Source organism: Mucilaginibacter pallidiroseus, assembly GCF_007846085.1.
Classification (GTDB): domain Bacteria; phylum Bacteroidota; class Bacteroidia; order Sphingobacteriales; family Sphingobacteriaceae; genus Mucilaginibacter; species Mucilaginibacter pallidiroseus.
Genome location: NZ_VOEJ01000001.1, coordinates 875526 through 894266 on the forward strand (window position 1 = coordinate 875526; position 18741 = coordinate 894266).

Annotated in this window: 19 protein-coding genes; 8 read left to right on the forward strand and 11 right to left on the reverse strand. The window is 42.4% G+C overall.

Going from position 1 to position 18741, the window contains the following annotated elements; genetic code table 11:
- Window positions 1-24: 24 nt before the first annotated feature.
- The gene (locus FPZ43_RS03860; protein WP_146380514.1) at window positions 25-795 is read left to right on the forward strand and encodes a copper homeostasis protein CutC; all 771 of its coding nucleotides are present in this window, start codon (window positions 25-27) and stop codon (window positions 793-795) included.
- 43 nt (window positions 796-838) lie between these two features.
- Here FPZ43_RS03860 and FPZ43_RS03865 read toward each other — a convergent pair whose 3' ends face one another.
- Window positions 839-3649: a TolB family protein gene (locus FPZ43_RS03865; RefSeq protein ID WP_146380515.1), complete on the reverse strand. Its 2811-nt coding sequence runs from the start codon at window positions 3647-3649 to the stop codon at window positions 839-841.
- Between the two features lie 138 nt (window positions 3650-3787).
- Between FPZ43_RS03865 and hscA the strand changes: the two genes are divergently transcribed.
- Window positions 3788-5653 carry a Fe-S protein assembly chaperone HscA gene (gene hscA / locus FPZ43_RS03870; RefSeq protein ID WP_146380516.1) on the forward strand — a complete coding sequence of 622 codons (1866 nt, stop codon included), beginning with the start codon at window positions 3788-3790 and terminating at the stop codon, window positions 5651-5653.
- 70 nt (window positions 5654-5723) lie between these two features.
- On the opposite strand, the gene FPZ43_RS03875 is transcribed toward hscA, so the two are convergent.
- Window positions 5724-6014: a hypothetical protein gene (locus FPZ43_RS03875; RefSeq protein ID WP_146380517.1), complete on the reverse strand. Its 291-nt coding sequence runs from the start codon at window positions 6012-6014 to the stop codon at window positions 5724-5726.
- Between the two features lie 91 nt (window positions 6015-6105).
- Here FPZ43_RS03875 and FPZ43_RS03880 point away from each other — a divergent pair, with 91 nt between their 5' ends.
- Window positions 6106-7251, forward strand: a complete 1146-nt coding sequence (locus FPZ43_RS03880) for a tetratricopeptide repeat protein (RefSeq protein WP_146380518.1) — start codon at window positions 6106-6108, stop codon at window positions 7249-7251.
- On the opposite strand, the gene FPZ43_RS03885 is transcribed toward FPZ43_RS03880, so the two are convergent.
- Window positions 7248-7832, reverse strand: coding sequence for a riboflavin synthase (locus FPZ43_RS03885; RefSeq protein ID WP_146380519.1), 585 nt, complete (start codon window positions 7830-7832; stop codon window positions 7248-7250). The genes FPZ43_RS03880 and FPZ43_RS03885 overlap by 4 nt on opposite strands.
- 108 nt (window positions 7833-7940) lie before the next feature.
- Window positions 7941-8573, reverse strand: a complete 633-nt coding sequence (locus FPZ43_RS03890) for a hypothetical protein (protein WP_146380520.1) — start codon at window positions 8571-8573, stop codon at window positions 7941-7943.
- On the opposite strand from FPZ43_RS03890, the gene FPZ43_RS03895 reads away from it, so the two are divergent.
- The gene (locus FPZ43_RS03895) at window positions 8572-8772 is read left to right on the forward strand and encodes a hypothetical protein (RefSeq protein ID WP_146380521.1); all 201 of its coding nucleotides are present in this window, start codon (window positions 8572-8574) and stop codon (window positions 8770-8772) included. The genes FPZ43_RS03890 and FPZ43_RS03895 overlap by 2 nt on opposite strands.
- Here FPZ43_RS03895 and FPZ43_RS03900 read toward each other — a convergent pair.
- On the reverse strand, window positions 8765-9529 hold the full coding sequence (locus FPZ43_RS03900; RefSeq protein WP_146380522.1) for a hypothetical protein: 765 nt from the start codon (window positions 9527-9529) through the stop codon (window positions 8765-8767). The two genes, FPZ43_RS03895 and FPZ43_RS03900, sit on opposite strands and share 8 nt — an antisense overlap.
- 238 nt (window positions 9530-9767) lie before the next feature.
- On the opposite strand from FPZ43_RS03900, the gene FPZ43_RS03905 reads away from it, so the two are divergent.
- A complete protein-coding gene (locus FPZ43_RS03905) occupies window positions 9768-10223 on the forward strand; it encodes an NUDIX domain-containing protein (RefSeq protein WP_146380523.1) in 456 nt (151 codons plus the stop codon).
- On the opposite strand, the gene FPZ43_RS03910 is transcribed toward FPZ43_RS03905, so the two are convergent.
- Entirely contained in the window at window positions 10224-10703 is a 480-nt protein-coding gene (locus tag FPZ43_RS03910; protein ID WP_146380524.1) for an NADH-quinone oxidoreductase subunit B, read from the reverse strand.
- Window positions 10693-11310 (reverse strand): NADH-quinone oxidoreductase subunit A, encoded by a 618-nt coding sequence (locus FPZ43_RS03915; RefSeq protein ID WP_146380525.1) that lies wholly within the window; start codon window positions 11308-11310, stop codon window positions 10693-10695. The genes FPZ43_RS03910 and FPZ43_RS03915 overlap by 11 nt, the downstream gene beginning before the upstream one ends.
- On the opposite strand from FPZ43_RS03915, the gene FPZ43_RS03920 reads away from it, so the two are divergent.
- Window positions 11309-12523 (forward strand): BaiN/RdsA family NAD(P)/FAD-dependent oxidoreductase, encoded by a 1215-nt coding sequence (locus tag FPZ43_RS03920; RefSeq protein WP_146380526.1) that lies wholly within the window; start codon window positions 11309-11311, stop codon window positions 12521-12523. The genes FPZ43_RS03915 and FPZ43_RS03920 overlap by 2 nt on opposite strands.
- Here the strand turns inward: FPZ43_RS03920 and FPZ43_RS03925 are convergent, their stop codons facing one another.
- From FPZ43_RS03925 to FPZ43_RS03935, 3 genes are all read right to left on the reverse strand, one after another.
- Window positions 12524-13402 carry a Nif3-like dinuclear metal center hexameric protein gene (locus FPZ43_RS03925; RefSeq protein WP_146380527.1) on the reverse strand — a complete coding sequence of 293 codons (879 nt, stop codon included), beginning with the start codon at window positions 13400-13402 and terminating at the stop codon, window positions 12524-12526.
- A 49-nt stretch (window positions 13403-13451) separates the two neighbouring features.
- Window positions 13452-13976: a c-type cytochrome gene (locus FPZ43_RS03930; protein WP_146380528.1), complete on the reverse strand. Its 525-nt coding sequence runs from the start codon at window positions 13974-13976 to the stop codon at window positions 13452-13454.
- A 76-nt stretch (window positions 13977-14052) separates the two neighbouring features.
- Window positions 14053-14904, reverse strand: a complete 852-nt coding sequence (locus tag FPZ43_RS03935) for an SDR family NAD(P)-dependent oxidoreductase (RefSeq protein ID WP_146380529.1) — start codon at window positions 14902-14904, stop codon at window positions 14053-14055.
- 223 nt (window positions 14905-15127) lie between these two features.
- Here FPZ43_RS03935 and FPZ43_RS03940 point away from each other — a divergent pair, with 223 nt between their 5' ends.
- Window positions 15128-15484 (forward strand): BlaI/MecI/CopY family transcriptional regulator, encoded by a 357-nt coding sequence (locus FPZ43_RS03940; protein WP_146380530.1) that lies wholly within the window; start codon window positions 15128-15130, stop codon window positions 15482-15484.
- Between the two features lie 12 nt (window positions 15485-15496).
- A complete protein-coding gene (locus FPZ43_RS03945; protein ID WP_146380531.1) occupies window positions 15497-17443 on the forward strand; it encodes a M56 family metallopeptidase in 1947 nt (648 codons plus the stop codon).
- A 163-nt stretch (window positions 17444-17606) separates the two neighbouring features.
- Here the strand turns inward: FPZ43_RS03945 and FPZ43_RS03950 are convergent, their stop codons facing one another.
- Window positions 17607-18692, reverse strand: a complete 1086-nt coding sequence (locus tag FPZ43_RS03950; RefSeq protein WP_146380532.1) for a DNA topoisomerase IB — start codon at window positions 18690-18692, stop codon at window positions 17607-17609.
- Window positions 18693-18741: the final 49 nt, after the last annotated feature.

Genomic DNA, 18741 nt, shown 5'->3' on the forward strand with positions numbered 1-18741 from the left:
TTGGCGCTTAACTATTCACTATAAATGGCTGCTGCAGGCAAAAATTCTAATCCGGTTATACTCGAAGTATGTGCAAATTCTTTAACGTCGGCCCTTGCCGCCCAGGATGGTGGGGCAGCGCGCGTTGAGTTTTGTGAGAACCTGGCGGAAGGTGGCACCACTCCATCATATGGGCAACTGGTACTGGCGCGTAAGCACCTGCACATTCAGCTTAATGTGCTAATACGCCCACGCCGCGGCGATTTTTTATATACCGATCTGGAGTACGAAATAATGCAGGCAGATATACGCAACTGTATTGAAATTGGCTGCGACGGAATTGTGATAGGTATCCTGAATGCCGATGGCAGCATAGACGTACCACGCTGCACCGAATTGGTGCGTATGGCCAAACAATGGGGCCTCAGCGTAACTTTTCACCGCGCTTTTGATATGTGTAATGACCTTTTTAAGGCACTTGAAGAGGTCATTTCGATGGGCTGCGACCGCATTTTAACATCCGGAGGACGCAGTACGGCAATGGAAGGCGCAAGCGTTTTGGCCCACCTGATTGAAAAAGCTGCGGGGCGCATTATCATATTGCCTGGAAGTGGTGTGAGCGAGACTAACGTGACTGATTTGATTAGGTTTACCGGGGCAACAGAAGTGCATTCATCTGCCCGTACAACAGTGCAAAGCGGTATGCAGTACCATAACGACCATATTTTAATGGGTCCCGGCATTGCCGATGAGTACAGCGTTGATGTAACGAGCGTTGAGCGGGTGCGAAAGATTATAGAGGCGGCGAATAGTTAGCATATCACTATCTGATACGTGTTCGGAGTCCTCGCAACTTAAATTAAAATATCGCCACCGGCAACACAAGTTCTATCCTATTCTTACCGTTACCGCCAAACACATCGGGATCAAATAAGTGGCTGTATCTTATACCAAATGATATGGGCTGCTGGTTAAATATCCTGGCATCGAAAAATACCGCAGCCCCCGCCGAGCGGAAATTGCCATTAAATGAGGCACCATTGGTGTAAAACCTTGCTTGGGTAGCGTGTGTATGGTCGTAGTATAAATAGCCCCGCAAGCGCAGTATGTATAATAGGTTAGCCACACCTGCATCGGGATAGGCTATCGGGAAATGGTAACTCGCGCCAAACTTATCCATACTTTGCAAACTCACGCTTCCATAGCCTTTTGAGAATGGGAAATCGTTTGAAAACCCGATGGCATTGTTTTGTCCCTTTTGCTGATATGCGCCACTTAAAACCAGGCTGTGATTGTTGAATAAACCCGGCAAATAAATGGAGCCGGTCGCCAGGATCTGGCTGGCATCAAGATTGGTTACCGACTTTTTATAATTTAAACTTACACTTTGCGCAAACAGCGGATTTATTTGTTTACGAGCCTGTTGCACCTGGTTACTGAAACTAATTGTGTTACTCAGGTAGGCATAGGAACGATCACGATATTGCGCGCGGAAAGGTTGCTGAAAATGGTTTTGACTATAGTAAATGCTGCTTCCAACTGAAAAGTTGGTGTAATGATTGCCGACACTTAAATTAAAGGGTACCCTTAAGCCGGCATGCAAGGCGGTTTCGTTATAATATACCCGCCTACCATTGGCATAGCCATTCCTGTCAATAGTATAATCGCCACCGGCTGATATGAAAGGGTAAAGACCACCATATATGCCCTCAAAGCCGAAACTTTTATAGCCCTCATTGCGGTTGTAATTAAATGACACCTCGCTTTGAAAAGTATTGAGCACGTTTTCGCCAACTAATGCAAGCGAATAGTTAGGGTCGCTTACTGTTGGAAACAAACTATGAAAATTGAACAAGTTGTAAGCCTTGCCATACTTGGTCACAGCAAAATCTGAAGGCTTTGTTTTATCAAGTAAGTCGGCAGTCGAATCGGCCGATAGCTTCGTAATCCCAAAATCTAAAAGCTTCTGGCCACCGCTACTAACAGGCTCAAGTTTTACATCGCTTTTACTCACTTGTATCAACTGGTTACCAAAAGCGGTCGGCTTAACCCAGGCAAATTTACTGGGTCCCGCCGCAGGCTGATAAAAACTTATGGACTTATTCACTTTACCACCCGTCACCTCAAAGATTTGCTTGGTTGTCAGGTCAACGGCAAATAGCACATCCTTTAGCCCTTTGGTTTGTGTAAAATAGGCCAGCTTATCCTGTACCTGCGTAAAGCCAATTGGGTTATAGCTATATGGAACAAGATATTGCATATCCTTACCCTGCATATTTGTGCTGACAAGTGCCATTTGGCCTGCTGGATTACGCACTGCTGCAATCAACCTGTCATCACTATAAAACTTCGGGTAGGTATAAAATAGGTTGCCTGGGTTGGGCAATACGCTCTGGAGCCTGCCTTGCATATCCAGCAAATGCAAGGCACTGTTTTCTTTTTCATCAAGACTTACCGCTACAATGGATTTACCATCAGCACTTATTGAAGGTGAGAAATACTTGGTTCTACGTGTGATGCGTTTTTGACTATGGGTGTTTATATCCAGCACAACTAATTCATTAAACTGGCGATACCCCCAGCGTGCATCGGGCCGGAAAGCGGAGTAGATAATTTTGCCGTTAGCATAACTAAAATAACTATCAGTAGTGATGTTCTTTACCGCTATATCCTTTTCCCTACCAGCTGTATTAATAACAAACCGCCCAACTCTGTCGTAAGTGGTTTTCAAATAAACAACTGTACTGTCATTTACAAAAGCGGGATATTGCTCATCGGCGATAAAGTGCTGATTGGGATTAGCGCTAACATCTTTAACATCCCCCCTAAATTCATTTTTGAAATGAGCAAGGGCATCAGTCCTGAATTGTGCATAGGTTTTGCCGCTATATTTTTGGATAGCTTGCTGCCAGGGGTAAAAGCCACCTTTAAATGCTGCTGCGTGTTGTGTAACATCTTTCCAAAAGTTATTTCCGTATTGCTGATAACCATAAGCAACCAACATGTATCCAAGTGGATAATGGTTAGGCACAAAATCACGGTATGATCCGTTGCGCAACTTCATCCAGCTATAATCCTTGCCTGCTATCCAAAGTGACCGGTAATCATTCATAAAGTCGGGCAAGCGACCCCTTCCCTGCCGGCTTACATGCGTTTCATTGTAAACGGCATCACCCTCAAAAAAATAATCTGGTACGGACAAAGCATTACCCAAAGCCTGCCCGCCCTCGCCAAAAAACAGTTTTAACACATGCGAAAGCCCAACGTTAAAATTGTTGTATTGCTGCACATGCCTAAACTCATGTATAGCCAACTGATCTGTCCACCGCAGGCTCCCCAATTGGAAACTATTTTGGCTTGGCGTCAAATAAAACTCACTTCTGAATGGCGCCAGCCCCACGTATGCATTTGATATGGTGCTTTGGTTTTGCAGTAAAATACTTACCTGCCGCTGCTTTGTGCCTATAGTTGGCTTTGTGGAGTTATTTATACGCGCTACGATAGCCGCCACATTTAACGCGGAACTATCCAAGCCTTTTGGAAAAATAACCTTTGCTGCCGGCGTATTAACCTGCTGCCATTTTACAGACGGCGGGTTGCCGCCAAGCTGTTGCGCATTAGCTGCTACAGCAGGGATAATTAGCAGGGGTAATAAAAGACGCCTTAACATTGTTGCGTGAAAATATGAAATTAGCACGAACACCCTTGCAGTAAATTTTATTAAGCTAACAGTAATACCTGCACATTTAAATACAAATGACATTCGCTTACTCAAAACTAAGTACATTTGCCACTGTAATACATTACTATGGCTAAAGTTTCGATAAACCTGGCAACGGGGTCTATACAAAAAGAAGATATTATTGTAGGCATTGATTTGGGAACAACCAACTCGCTGGTTGCTTTTATTGATCCTGATAAAAACCCGAAAGTTATTAATGATACCGGCAAGGGTGTTTTGGTGCCTTCTATAGTTCACTTCGGTGCCACCGGCGATGTAACGGTTGGTAACGAAGCCAAAGAATTTTTAACTACCGACCCGCAGAATACCATATTTTCTGTTAAACGCTTACTGGGCCGCGCTTATGTCGATGTAAAAAATTACCAGGACTTTTTTTCGTACAAAATTATTGATGACGATAGTGAAAGCCTGGTTAAGATAAAAGTTGGCGACAAATTTTATACGCCTATAGAGTTATCTGGCCTGATACTAAAGGAGCTTAAGGCACGTGCCGAACACGCGCTTAAAACACCTGTTAACCGCGCCGTAATTACCGTGCCGGCATACTTTAACGATTCGCAGCGCCAGGCCACACGTGACGCAGGTAAACTTGCAGGGCTTGATGTATTGCGCATTGTAAACGAGCCAACGGCAGCCAGCCTTGCCTATGGCATTGGTCTTGATCCCGAAGAAACCAAGACTATTGCAGTTTATGACTTAGGTGGCGGTACTTTCGATGTATCCATATTGCAAATACAAAACGGGATATTTGAGGTATTGGCCACCAACGGGGACACCTTTTTGGGTGGCGACGATTTTGACCGTGCCATTGCCGACTACTGGATAGAAAAAAACAATATTGATAAATACGAACTGGCCAACAACCGTGAACTTACCCAGCAGTTACGCCTGAAAGCTGAAGAAGCCAAAAAGGCATTTGCCCACCAAAGCGTATTCAATGAAAAGCTTGGCGATATATGGTGCACGATAGATAGGAATACTTTTGAAGAATTGATACTTCCCAAAGTGCAGCAAACTATTACCAGCTGTCAAAACGCGTTGAAAGATGCAGGCTTAACCATTACCGATATTAACGAGGTAGTAATGGTTGGGGGCAGCACCCGTACCGGTTTGGTGAAGAAAATGGTATCCGAGTTTTTTGGCCGACCGGTGCATGACGATATCAATCCTGATGAAGTTGTGGCGCTTGGAGCCGCTATACAGGCTGATGTGTTGGCAGGTAACCGCAGCGATATTCTGCTGTTGGATGTCACCCCACTATCGTTAGGTATTGAAACCATGGGCGGTTTAATGGATACCATCATCCCGCGTAACTCGAAAATCCCTACCAAAGCAGGCAGGCAGTACACTACTTCGAAAGATGGGCAGGTGAACATGAAGATTGCCGTTTATCAGGGTGAACGTGACCTGATAAGCGAAAACCGTAAACTTGCCGAATTTGAATTGAAGGGCATCCCGGCTATGCCGGCAGGCTTTCCGAAAGTCGACATCAACTTTCTGTTGAATGCTGACGGCATATTGAAAATACAGGCTATTGAGTTACGGTCGGGCGTGAAGCAGGAAGTGGAAGTAAAACCGGCATACGGCATTACTGACGATCTTGTTGAACAAATGCTGATGGACAGCATTACCAATGCTAAAGACGATGTCAATGCACGTATGCTAATCGAGGCAAAAACTGAAGCCGAACAAATGCTTTACACGGTAGATAGGTTTATAGAGAAAAATGGAAGGCTGCTCTCCGATCAGGAGATTGCAGATACCAAGCAATCGGCTGATGAATTAAAAACAGCTATTGAAACCGGCAACAAGGATCAGATACATACCAAGATAGATGCATTAAATGATCTTACCCGCCCATTTGCAGAGCGTGTAATGGATGTAGTAATTGCCACTGCCATGAAAGGCAAAAGCATTGAGGGTGGTGAATAATAAAGGCATTCTATAAACGCACAAAGGCCCTCAAATTGAGGGCTCTTTCGTTTTATCAAAAACCATTATCTCAACGGTTTTCTATAGCATCCTGCTCTTTCAGTGCAGCAATGTTATTTTTGTTGCTGTACTCATCAGCTTCCGAGGCGAAATCGTCAAGAATACTTGTAATATTGTCAAGGTTGTCGGCTACGCGCTGATGCATGTCCGGCAAATCTTTCTCTAATCGTTTGTTGCCCAAGTCGATATTGTCAACCTCAATTTTAGCGATTTTTTGTATGATAGCCTGTTGGCTGTTTTTCAAGTCTTCTAATTCATGGACTATTTTTTCCATCAATTCATATTTCTTCAGCTTATCCATAGTAGTATCTTAATTTTATACTTCTAACCTAACCAATACGATGCCAAAAATAAAATTTGCTATTGTGATTTATAACTAATAATTTAGTTATATGAAAACTTTCAGTCTGCTTTCAATACTTATTATCCTTTATATCAACTGTTTGAGTCAAGACAATAAAAAAATTGACGATGCAAGGCTATTGGAGTACTACCAAAATCAAAAATTTGCTGAAGCGGCCGACTACCTTAAAGGCATTTACGCCGAACCTTTTACAGATCTTAAAGCATTGTCGCAATTGGCATACACATCAAACATGGCCGGCCGCCTGGTTGAGGCCGAAAAATACTATTTACAGGTGTATAGTATCGACTCTACCAACACCGGTACGTTGTTCAGCCTGGGAAGCATAAATTTACGCCGGGGCAATAATGTTAAAGCCGAAAAATATTATCGGGAAATCATTAGCCGTGATAGCCTCAATTTTATCGCTTATAAACAGCTCGCAACAATCAGCGGCGATAAAAATGATATTGCTTCAAAAATTGCTTACCTGCAACGGGCCAATAAGCTTAACCCTGCCGATGCCGAAGTAGCTTCTGACCTGAGTGATTTGTACGTAGCGATAAAGTTTACAGACCAAGCAGCCAGGGTATTAAACACCGCAATTGCGGCAGATCCGGAAAATATAGTACTCCTGCAGAGCCTGATGAAGCTTATCTCTACACAAAAGAAATGGCCGGAAACGGTTGAAGTTTGTAATAAACTATTAAAGGCAGGAAATGAATCGGCCGAGGTTTTTAGCAAGCTTGGTATAGCTTACTATAATTTAAAACAATATAGTTGCGGAGCCGAAACATTCGCTCAAATAGATAAGGAAAAGCAAAACGAATCTATTTTTTACTTCGCGGCAATGTGTTACAAGGAATTAAAAGATCAAAATTGGGCGATATATTATCTTAACAAAGCTATAGTTGATGGTATCTCGCCTAATATAGCTTCGTACTATGGCGAAATTGCTGATAGTAACGAGAAAAAGAAGCGATTTAAGAAGGCAATTGAGAGCTATCAAAAAGCTTTCCAGTTCGACGCTTACCCTATGCTTTATTATTCGCTCGCGAGTCTTTATGAATCAGAATTAAAAGATAGGGTAAACGCCGCTAAATACTACAAAAAATACATAGCCGCTAAGCCACCGTTAGATAAACAACAGAAATATATAGAGTATGCCAAAAGCAGGATAACAGCGGCTCGTTAACGTTGCATGAGGCGGGCAACGTATTTGCCAATAATATCAAATTCGAGGTTTACTGTCGTACCAACACGGACGTTGTGCAGGTTGGTATGCTCATAGGTGTAAGGGATTATGGCTACCGAAAAATAGTTAGCGCCAGAATTTACTACGGTTAAGCTGATTCCGTTAACACATATCGAACCCTTTTCTACCGTTATGTTACCGACAGATGCGTCATACTCAAATTTGTATTCCCAGCTACCGTCAAGTTCATTGAAAGCTGTACAGGTAGCTGTTTGGTCTACGTGGCCCTGTACTATGTGGCCGTCTAACCGGGCGTTCATTTGCATACAGCGCTCAAGATTTACCGGTTCGCCAACTTTTAGGTGCCCTATGTTAGTTTTATTGAGCGTTTCTTCAATAGCTGTAACGGTATGTGTGCTATCTGTCAACCCAATTACAGTAAGGCAAACGCCGTTATGCGCCACCGACTGATCAATCTTAAGATCCTGCACAATCGATGATTGCACAGTTATATGCAGGTTGCCCTGTTCGTGCTTTAAATCAGTAACCTTACCTAAAGTCTCAATAATTCCTGTAAACATAGTGAGCAAAAATACAGATTTATGGAGTGCTGTATGTTATTGGATTATCATAAAAAAAGACCTCATAAGAGGCTTTCAAAAACATAATTACTTTTAGTAATGCAAAAGTTATTTAACACTGGTTTTGCCTGTAAGCAAGTCAACGCTAACAACTTTGCCATCGAACGCAACATCGGCTTTATGATTGCCCAAGAAGGTAATAACACCTTTAAAGCTAACCGGGCGGCCATCGCTTACACCGGAAGCGCCGAAATCGGCAGTGCCCGAGACAATATCAAAGGGCGTGGTTGAAGTGTTAATCACTAAAGCCTTCATGGTAAAGTTGTTGGTTTGGCTTGACTGAAACGCTTTGGTATTTTTAGGCTTGTTTACAATTAAGGAATACTGTGTGCCGTCCAACTGCATTTTAGAAAAAGCCGTTGCCAATGACTTAACAGTGTAATTCTCCTGCACCTCCATCTCAAAAGTCTCTTTGGTATTGAAACCAGTATACTTTGACGCGCACAATAAACCATAACCACTTACCTGGTTATCCTGACAGTTGATAAATATCCTACCGGCACCTTTTACTGTAGTTTGGGCAGTATCTCCTTTTGAGGTGGTCATTTCAAACGGAAAATCTAATATCGATCCGCAGCTAACATCATTAACGCGTTGCTTACTTGTCGACGCGGTATTGATTTGGCTTCTTAAAGATGTAGAAGCATTGGTAGTGTTACTAACAGAATTATAAAAACTCATGGCAATGCTTGCTCCAAGCGCTGTGGTATTATCTGTAGCTAACTTTGCTGTTGTTTCTTTTGAACAAGACGAGTACAAAAAAATTGAACTCAATAAAATAAGTGCAGTGCCTAAACGTAAATTTTTATTCATATTAAAAAATGGCTTTGCCCAAATTTGTAGGGCAAAGCCGTATGCTCTTGTATTGTATATTATTTAACGGTGGTTTTGCCTGTAAGCAAGTCAACGCTTACAACTTTACCGTCGAAAGCAACCTCTGCTTTACGATCGCCAAGGAATGTGATTGTTCCTTTAAAGCTAAAAATACGACCATCGTTTGTACCTTCAGAAATAAAATCTGCTGTACCTGACGTGATATCTACCGGGCCGGTAGTATCAATTACAAATCCTTTTATGGTAAAAGTATTTGTTTGGTCGATAGCATCGGTAGGTGTTTTTTTCGATGCACTTTTAATAACCGAAACTTGTGAGCCATCTACACCTAATTTTGCATTTAGCTTAGCTAAAAGCTTTACGGTGTAATTTTCATTTATTGTCCTGTCGAAAGTTTGTGTAGAGTTGAAGCCAAAGTTTTTGGTTACCGTATTGCTTGTGTATCCCGATATGGTATCTTTCGTGCAATTGATAACCATTTTACCTTTTATAGAAAAGGTTGATTTAACTGTATCACCCTCATTGGTAGTGCTCTCTACATCACGGTCAACAACCTGGCCGCAAGTATAGCTGCTTATTTGCAGGCGTCCGTTTGTTGATGTGCCATTAGCTTTACCTGCAGCACTCGCAAAACCATTTGCCGAACCTACCATTGATTGATAAAGTCCAACTGCGATTTTTCCACTAAGCGCTGCATTATCTGAAGGTAATTTTGATGTGGTTTCTTTTGAGCATGAAGAGTATAAAACTACTGCCGAAACCAATACCGATAAGATTTTTATCGACTTTAACTTGTTTGTCATTGTAATAAAAAATGTTTAGCGTTGTCACCAAAAATACCTCATCATTACCTCTTTACGAAAAAATATTTCACTTAACTATTAGGCATTAACGGTAAAAACTATGATGCTTACACAGCTTAAAAATTTCTGAACAAAGCGCCAGTTTTCATTTTAGTTAAAATTTTCTTGGTTTAAATACGGCAATCTCGTTTAAACTATTTGATGTGAATGTGGTTAATCTGCTTATTCAAGGTTTAGAATGAGCAAACAAAGCGCAGGCATTTTATTATACCGTATGTACGATGATCAATTGCAGGTATTTTTAGTTCATCCCGGTGGGCCTTATTTTGTTAAGAAAGACAATGGCGCATGGTCTATACCCAAAGGCGAATTTGATAGCGAAGAAGATCCGGAGGCTGCTGCTAAAAGGGAATTTGAGGAAGAGACAGGCCAGCGGGTAAATGGTAATTTTACTGAGCTACAGCCTGTAAAGCAAAAAAGTGGTAAAACAGTGCATGCATGGGCGATTGAAGGCGACATTGACCATACGCAAATAGTAAGCAATTTATTTGAGATGGAATGGCCGCCTCGATCCGGCAAAAAGCAATCATTCCCCGAAATTGACCGCGCAGGCTGGTTTGATATTGAAACCGCAAAAGTTAAGATAATACCCGGCCAATCATCCCTATTAGATGAATTGCAGACTATTGTTTAGTTAACCTACCAGGCGTTCGGTTTCAATCTTTTTTTGAAGCTCCATAATAGCACCAATAAGCGATTCGGGCCTTGGCGGGCAACCCTGCACGTAAACATCAACAGGGATAACCTTATCTACTCCCTTTACAACGTGGTATCCATGCTGCCAGTACGGCCCGCCGCAATTTGAGCATGACCCCATTGAAATTACGTATTTAGGATCGGGCATTTGTTCGTACAAACGCTTGATGCGCTCGGCCATTTTAAATGTTACGGTACCTGCTATGATAATAACATCTGCCTGGCGGGCGGATGGCCTTGGGAACACCCCGAACCTGTCCAGATCATATGTAGATGCCATTGCGCCCATCATTTCAATAGCGCAGCAGGCAATACCAAAGCTTAAAGGCCATAGCGATGATAAACGCGCCCAGTTAAGCAGGTCGTTCATCTTAGTGACAACTACGCCACCACTTTCATTTGTTAAATCAGGCGTCATTAGCTGGTTTTTTAAATGATGGTTTAAACATTGGCTTTTTTACTGCATTGGATGCTGTGTCAGCTACTTCTGTCGTAGCAACAGTTGCGGTTTCCGTGACTGTTTCAAATGCAAAAGTCTTCACTTTAAAAACGCTTTGATCGCGGTTTAGTTTATCATATAATGTTTGCGGCACACGTGTACCTGCAGAGGGCACAATTACACCCGGTTTTATCCATTCCAGGTCGCCTTTACGCCAAACGTAAACAAGGCCTAAAATTAGTATGCCTAAAAAGATAAACATTTCGGCAAGGGAAACCCAACCCCAACGCGCATCTGCGGTAAGCAGTTGGTGGTTACCAAAAACCGTTGCCCAGGGAAAAACAAACACCATTTCTACATCAAACAGTAAAAATACAAGCGCAATAACATAAAACCGGGAATTGAATGGTAACCAGGCAGTTCCAACGGTATCTTCACCACACTCGTAAGTGGATTGCTTCTCTGCATTTGGATTGCGTGGCGCTAAAAGACGGTTCACCACAAAAAGGGAACTCACTAAAACAGCGCCTACAATTAAAAAGATAAGTATCTTTCCAAATTCTGATATTTGCGAAACATCATCCATGACAGCAAATTTAATAAAACAAACCCATTTTGATGCTATAATAATTGGCGGCGGAGCCTGCGGACTTATGTGTGCAGTGCAGGCCGGATTTTTAGGTAAGCAAACTTTAATACTCGAAAAAAACGACCGCGTTGGTGCCAAGATTTTAATCAGCGGCGGTGGCCGGTGCAACTATACCAACCTTTATACTACGCACAAGCAGTTCTTGTCGCAAAACGAGCACTTTTCCCGCTCGGCTTTGGCGCAATGGACGGTGGATGATTCGATAAGTTTTTTTGAAGCCTATGGCATAGCCGGAAAAGAAAAAACGCTTGGTCAGCTGTTTCCGGTTACTGATAAGGCTAAAGATATTGTGGCAGTATTTACCAACCTATGCAATGATCTTGGCCAGGAAATATGGTGCGATACCGAAGTGTTAAGTATTGAGCAAAGCAACGAAGAGTTTAACATTTTAATCAGCCGATATGGAAATGAAACTATTCTCACCGCTAAGAAAGTAGTTATAGCCAGTGGTGGCTTGCCGATCCAAAAACTTGGTGCAACAGACTTTGGTTTGAGAACTGCACGCAAGCTTGGTTTAAAAGTTACAGATACCGCCCCTGCCCTTGTGCCGCTTACAATAACAGGTAAAGACCTGCCCTGGTATGAGCAGCTATCCGGCAACAGTATATTTTGCAGGGTTTGGAATGACAGGGCAAGCTTTAAAGAAAACATTTTATTTACGCACTGGGGCCTAAGCGGACCAGCTATTTTGCAGATCTCATCATACTGGAGACCCGGCGAATACATTTATATTGATTTGTTGCCCGGTAAAAACATTGTAGACTTAATTGCTACAGAGCGCTTGCAAAATGGCAAGAAAATGTTGCTTGCTTACCTGTCTGGCTTATTTACCCGCAAATTTGCCGAAGCATTGGCAGACCATATCCCTGCGGATAAAAACCTCGCATCCTTGTCAAAAACCGAATTGGAAGATTTAGCTGCGCTTATTCATGAGTTTAAAGTAAAACCTGCCGGCACAAAAGGGTATGACAAGGCTGAGGTAATGCTTGGCGGCGTAGACTGCAACGAGCTTTCCTCTAAAACATTAGAGGCCAAGAAAGTACCCGGGATGTTCTTTGGCGGCGAGTGTATTGATGTTACGGGCTGGCTGGGCGGCTACAATTTCCAATGGGCCTGGGCCTGCGGGTTTGTTATTGCACAAAACCTTTAACTATACCCACTTAAAAGGCTCGCCGGATGCAATGTGTGTTACAGGCACGCCTTCCAGTTTCGGTTTAAGCCATGTGGCGAAATACTCCATCCCGGGCTCCTCGCTTAGGGAGTGGCCCAAAATTATTAGTGCCATTTTACGACCCTGTGCATTGGCATCGCGCATAAATTCCGCAGTTTCCCATTCAGAGACTTCCCCTACAATCAATACGTCCGCTTTATCGGCTACAGCTGCCGAGATCTGCATTTTGCCACCGGCAGCACCCGGTATTATGGTGATACGCTGGCAGGGTTGGCTTAAATTACCCACAACCCGTACATGCGTTATTCCTAATGACTTCTTAAGGTGCGTAACAGTATCCTGCAAGGTTTGCGCGGGCTTGATAAATGTAAATCCTCCACCTTTATAGTATTGCAGCCAATTTGTTTTTTGCAAAAAGCCGTAGCCTACAAAGTCAGGTTTAAAGGAATGCAGATAGTCGTGAAAGCGCCAAACGGTAATGCCATATTTATCAAGCAGCGCTAGCTTTTGCAGCACTACAGGATTATTTATTACCAGTTGCTTATCATCAACATGGTTGTAAAAGGTGGGCTCATGCGCTATGATGAAATTAGCATTTAACTTGTTGGCTTGCTCTATTACATCTGTTGTTGCAAACATAGTGGTAACAATACCCTTAACTGTGTTACCCGCACTACCTGCTTTTATAGTATCCACAGTGTTTGGTATAGGCGATAATTTACCTTCAGCTAAAATCAAATCAATCACCTGCTGTACAGTGTATTGTTTATTAAGTATTGCCTGCTTTGCAAAAGATGGAATGGCGCTCAATACGGCCAAACTGCCTGCACCACCTATAAAAGTTCTGCGTTTCATCATTATCAAATATAAATAAAAATGGGCGCTGTGCGCGCCCATCAATGCTAAATCATGGTTTTGTTTGTGTCTCCGGTGTTGGCGGCGGCGTGGGTGGTGTAGGCGGCGTGGTCGGTTGGCTGCCCGGCGCTGGTGGTGCCCAGTTTGGTCTGTCGGGTTTTGCTGCTGCAGCATCTACAACTTCGGGATGAGGATTGCCCTTATGGCATGTGTAACAGTTCACAGCGGTGGCTACAACCATGCCGGTACTATCCTTAGCTGCTCCAAAATATTTTTTGTTAATATCGTCCGTCATCTTAAACATGCTGCGCGCTATTTGCTTTTCGGATTTAGCATCGCTTGCCCAGTCCATTTTTTTTGTCTCCGCGTTAAATTGATGGCAAAAGCTGCATCTAACTTTCAATGAGTGCGACCAGTTGTCCATTACCGAATGTAATTGCTCTTTGGTAATGTTTTTAGGTAGCACTTTTAGGTTAGTAAATGCGGGGTCATCTTGTTTGGCTGCGGTGGCCATCGCCATAAAACATACGGCACTAAGTAAACCCGCTGTTACCAGTGCATGTCTGCTTATTTTCATGTTGTTATTAGTTTATGCAGTTAAGTTAGCTTAATGCATTAACGTGCACAATAAGCATTAAAAAAGTTACAAAATATTAAATGTTATCATCAATGCCGGAGGTCATTTCCTCGCACACTTCCCAAAACTTTTTGCGCAGCGGCTCGTCAATAGCGTTTGAGGAGGGCGAATAGGTTTCCTTACCTTTAAAGTATTTGCCACTTTTTGCATCAATCCTTGGGGCCGTAGCCAAGTGGGTAATGGTTTTGGCGCCGTCTTCGGCGGTTGTCATAAACGGTTTAAGCAACCAAGTAAATGTGCGGGCAAGCTTGGTGAGATATTCCCCACCCGCCGTATTTACCATCCCAGGGCTCAACGCAAATGACGATATGCCTTTGGAGCCGTACTTAACCGCTAATGAACGTGTAAATAAGATGTTATACAGTTTACTATTAGCAAATGCCTTGTAAGCCGAATAAGGCTTTTTGCGCCAGTTAATATCATGCAAGCGCGGTGCAGCATCGCGGTGCGCCTCCGAGCTGACGTTTATGATACGCGCCTGCCCTCGCTCAAGCATTGGCATAAGGCACTGTACAAGATAAAAATGACCGAGGTTATTTACGGCAAAAGTCATTTCGTGCCCATCAATACTTTCCTGGTAATCAGCAAACGTCTCAGTAGCGCCATTGATAAGCACGTTTATACCCAGTAGGCTGCTCCGTAATATATCGGCAGCATCACGTACGCTCTGCAAATTGGCCAGATCGCAGGGCACAACATGAATGTTTTTGTTTTTTGTAGCGGCTTCTATCTCACGCGCCAAGTCCTCACCTTGCCCTTTATTACGTGTCAATAAATAAATAGCGTGGTCTTTCTTTGCCAGTTCAATCGTGGCATATCTGCCGATATCAGATGTTGCTCCGGTTATTACAGTAGTAGTGAAAGGCATAAATCAATCAGTTGAAGCGTGCAATAGTTATATCCAAAACTAACGTTTAATAGATTATTTTCAAAGCTAATACACACAACCATGTATAAGTAAAACCATTTAACAGTTAAGCGCTGTTCATTACAACCTTTAAAAAAGGTACAGAAAAGATAATTGTAAAAAAGTGTTAAATAATTTGCATAATTACGAGAGTGTCGTAAATTTACGAAATAATCGTAGAAAGATGGAAAAATTGTCACAGCAAGAAGAAGAAGCAATGCAGGCCGTTTGGCAGGCCGGAACAGGTTTTATAAAAGATTTTCTGGATCAGATAGCCGAGCCCAAGCCGCCCTACACCACCCTGGCATCAACAGTAAAAAACCTGGAACGCAAGGGATTTGTAACTGCCGAAAAAATGGGAAACTCTTACAGGTATTCGCCGGCCATTGATGAACAGGAGTATAAAAAGCGCTTTATGAGCGGCTTTGTAAGCGACTACTTTAAAAATTCTTACAAAGACCTGGTCACTTTTTTTGCGAAAGACAAAAAGATAAGTGCATCAGAGCTTAAGGAGATCATCAACCTGATTGAAAAAAAATAACAATAACCTATCATGCCAACCTTATTTGTTTTTTTACTCAAAATAAATGTGGCTCTGCTGCTTTTTTGCGCCGGCTACTACCTGGTGTTAAGGCAACTAACTTTTTATTCGCTTAACCGCGTTTACCTCATCACGGCTATTTTATTTGCCAGCATCTACCCGGAGATAGATCTATCAGGATTTGCTCAGCGGCACGAAACACTTACCCGCCCTGTACAGGAAGTAGTGTTGATATGGCAGACTCCGGCACAAAAGCTAATCACCGAGGCCAGCTATTGGAAATGGGCCGAAGCCATATTTTGGCTGGGTGCAGCCATACTTGCTATCAGGTTTATTATGCAGCTATTCTCGCTTTATATGCTTTACCGAAACTCCAGGCCGGCTAAGCTTCACAACCACGATGTGCGGTTAATGGACGGTAACGCGGCACCGTTTTCCTTTTGGCAAAGCATCTACGTAAATCCCGCAAACTACACCACCGACGACCTGAAGGCTATTCTTTTACATGAGCAGATTCACGTTAAGGGCTGGCACACCCTTGATATTTTGCTAGCTGAGTTGAGCAGCATCTTCTACTGGTTTAATCCCGGCATTTGGCTCATAAAAAAGGCAGTACGCGAGAACATTGAATTTATTACCGACCGTAAAATACTGAATGAGGGTTTCGACAGTAAAACCTACCAATACAGCCTTGTAAACGTAAGTTTCAATAATGCAACGCCGGGCATAGTTAATCACTTTAATATATCAACCATTAAAAAACGTATAATTATGATGAATGCTAAAAGATCTTCAAGGGCTAACTTAACACGTTATGCTTTTGTAATACCTGCCGTGGTACTGTTGTTATTGGTTTTCACATTCTCGAAAGCCGAGGTTGCCAAACCATTTACCATAAAATTCAATAAAGCTATTACACCGGTTGCCGCTGCTATTACCGAGGCTTCGAAAACAGCAATTGCTTTTGTAACCGATACCGCACCGGCTAAACTAAAAAAGCAGATCACTTTGGTACCAAAGAAGAAGGACACAATCACTACAAGGCAAACCCTTTCCTTTACCTACAACACAAATGATGCGATAAAATTAGATACAGGTAAAAAGAAGAAATTTTATTTAAAGATTGATGGCCGGAATGCTATCGATTCCATGAACATTGTATTGAATGGTAAACAGATTGATAACGCTGCCTTTTCAAAAATCGACCCATCAACCATAAGTTCTATCAATGTGGTTAAAACAGAAAGTTTGAAAGCCAACCCCGAAACTGCAGCTTACCAAAACGGTAATGATAAAGATTACATTTTCATTGCTACTAAAGACTCAGAAGATGGCAAAGCATTAAGCGACAGAATTGGATCGACTGGCATTACAAGGCTTAGAATAAGCGGCATGAATAAAGATGCTGATAAAGCAAAAACTACGGCGCTATTAAATAGCTTGCCTCCTGTGCACGGTACCGTTAGCGATTTACAGATTGTTAAAAATGACCCTTCCGTTAAAACCGTAGTAGTACGTGCAAAAGGCATTAAAAAAATGGCAGACACCGTATACATCGCGAATTTTAAATCAAAGGCAGACGATGTTAAAATTGATAATAAAACACTCGACATACGCACAACAGGTACAGGAGTTGTCGATGATGTTATAGTTAAAGGTTACAAAACTACAAGCCCGGCCACTATAGCCTTTGGCACTGATCCAAAATCGACAGCAACATATGATGGTAAGCCGGTTCGTATTGCTCTTACTTCAGTCAATTACTCGGGAGATGTAAACAAAATATCTGATAAATTGATTCTGATTGACGGCAAAGAAGCCACTGAAAAAGACATGAAAAAATTATCGGCTTTTGATATAGACCGCGTAAAGGTGGGCGGAGGCACAGACACTTTAAAAAAGTATGGTAATAAAGCAAAAAATGGTGTAGTGTACATCTACACCAAGAAAGGTCAATAGTAAATCAGTTAATGTCCTAAGTTAGAAAGGTTGATTGGGGTTACCCGATCAGCCTTTTTTGTTTGCTCTATTGTCATACTAAGCGCAGCGAAGAATCTGTTAAATACATTGTTTTGAATAATTCCCTTCAAAATAGATTCTTCGTTTAGCATGGCAAACGTTATTAGCTTGCCACCGCCAATTTTTCGTGCTCCAGGATATCCAGTAATGCCTTCTCGGCAGTATTTAATTCAGACGCTTTGATATCCTTTTCATCGTCCAGGTGGCTAATGTATTTAAATAGCGTACCCTCTTCATAACTTTTTATTACTGTTGGGTGCACGTAATACTTTTTGCAAACTGTCCGTGTGTTACCAAGGTTAATGGCCACTTCATCTAAAACGCTTACAATTTTTTTACGGCACTCGGTAAGGTTGGCGAACTCCCCGGCTTCTTTAAACGCATACAACGCGCTTACACTTCCCGCCCAGGTACGAAAATCCTTGGCTGTAAAATCCTCTCCTGTTATCTCTTTTAAATAATTATTGATATCGCCCGAACCTATTGTGCAGCGCTCGTTATCATCGTTGTAAAACTGAAATAGTTCTTTGCCAGGTATGTCCCTGCATTGCTTAACCAGTTTGGCCAGCTTTTTACTTTGCAAAGCTATTTTATGCATTACACCCTTTTTACCTTTAAACTCAAAATTGATTTTGGAACCGTCAATTTTCACATGCTTATCCATCAAAGTAGTTAAACCGAACGATCCGTAAAGCTTTTTATACGACTCGTTCCCTACCCGTATGCTGGTTAGCTCCATCAGCCTTACAACCAAGGCAACAACCTTTAAAAAATCCAGGTTACGGCGGGCAAGGTCTTTGTCAACCTGCTCACGGATGGCTGGCAAATGCGCAGCAAATGTTTGCAGCCTGTGATATTTCGACTGGTTACGAATTTGGTTCCAATGCGTATGGTAACGGTATTGTTTCCTGCCCGCTGCATCAACCCCTGTAAATTGCAAATGCCCGTTATCATAAGGAGATATCCACACGTTGGTATAAGCCGGTGGTATCACCAATTTGTTGAAGCGGTTTACCAGTTCTTTATCTTTAACAAGCCTACCTTCATCATCGTAATAGCTCCAGCCTTTGCCAGATTTTTTACGTGTATAACCCGGCGTTGTGTCTGATACATAGCGCAAACCAACGGCTTTGGCCGTAACCTTAGGGTCGCGGCCTATCTTCTCTAATTTTTTTAACAGGCGGTTCATTTGAGAAGTACAACAACGGCCTGTTTATTAAGTTTTACGCCACGTATTT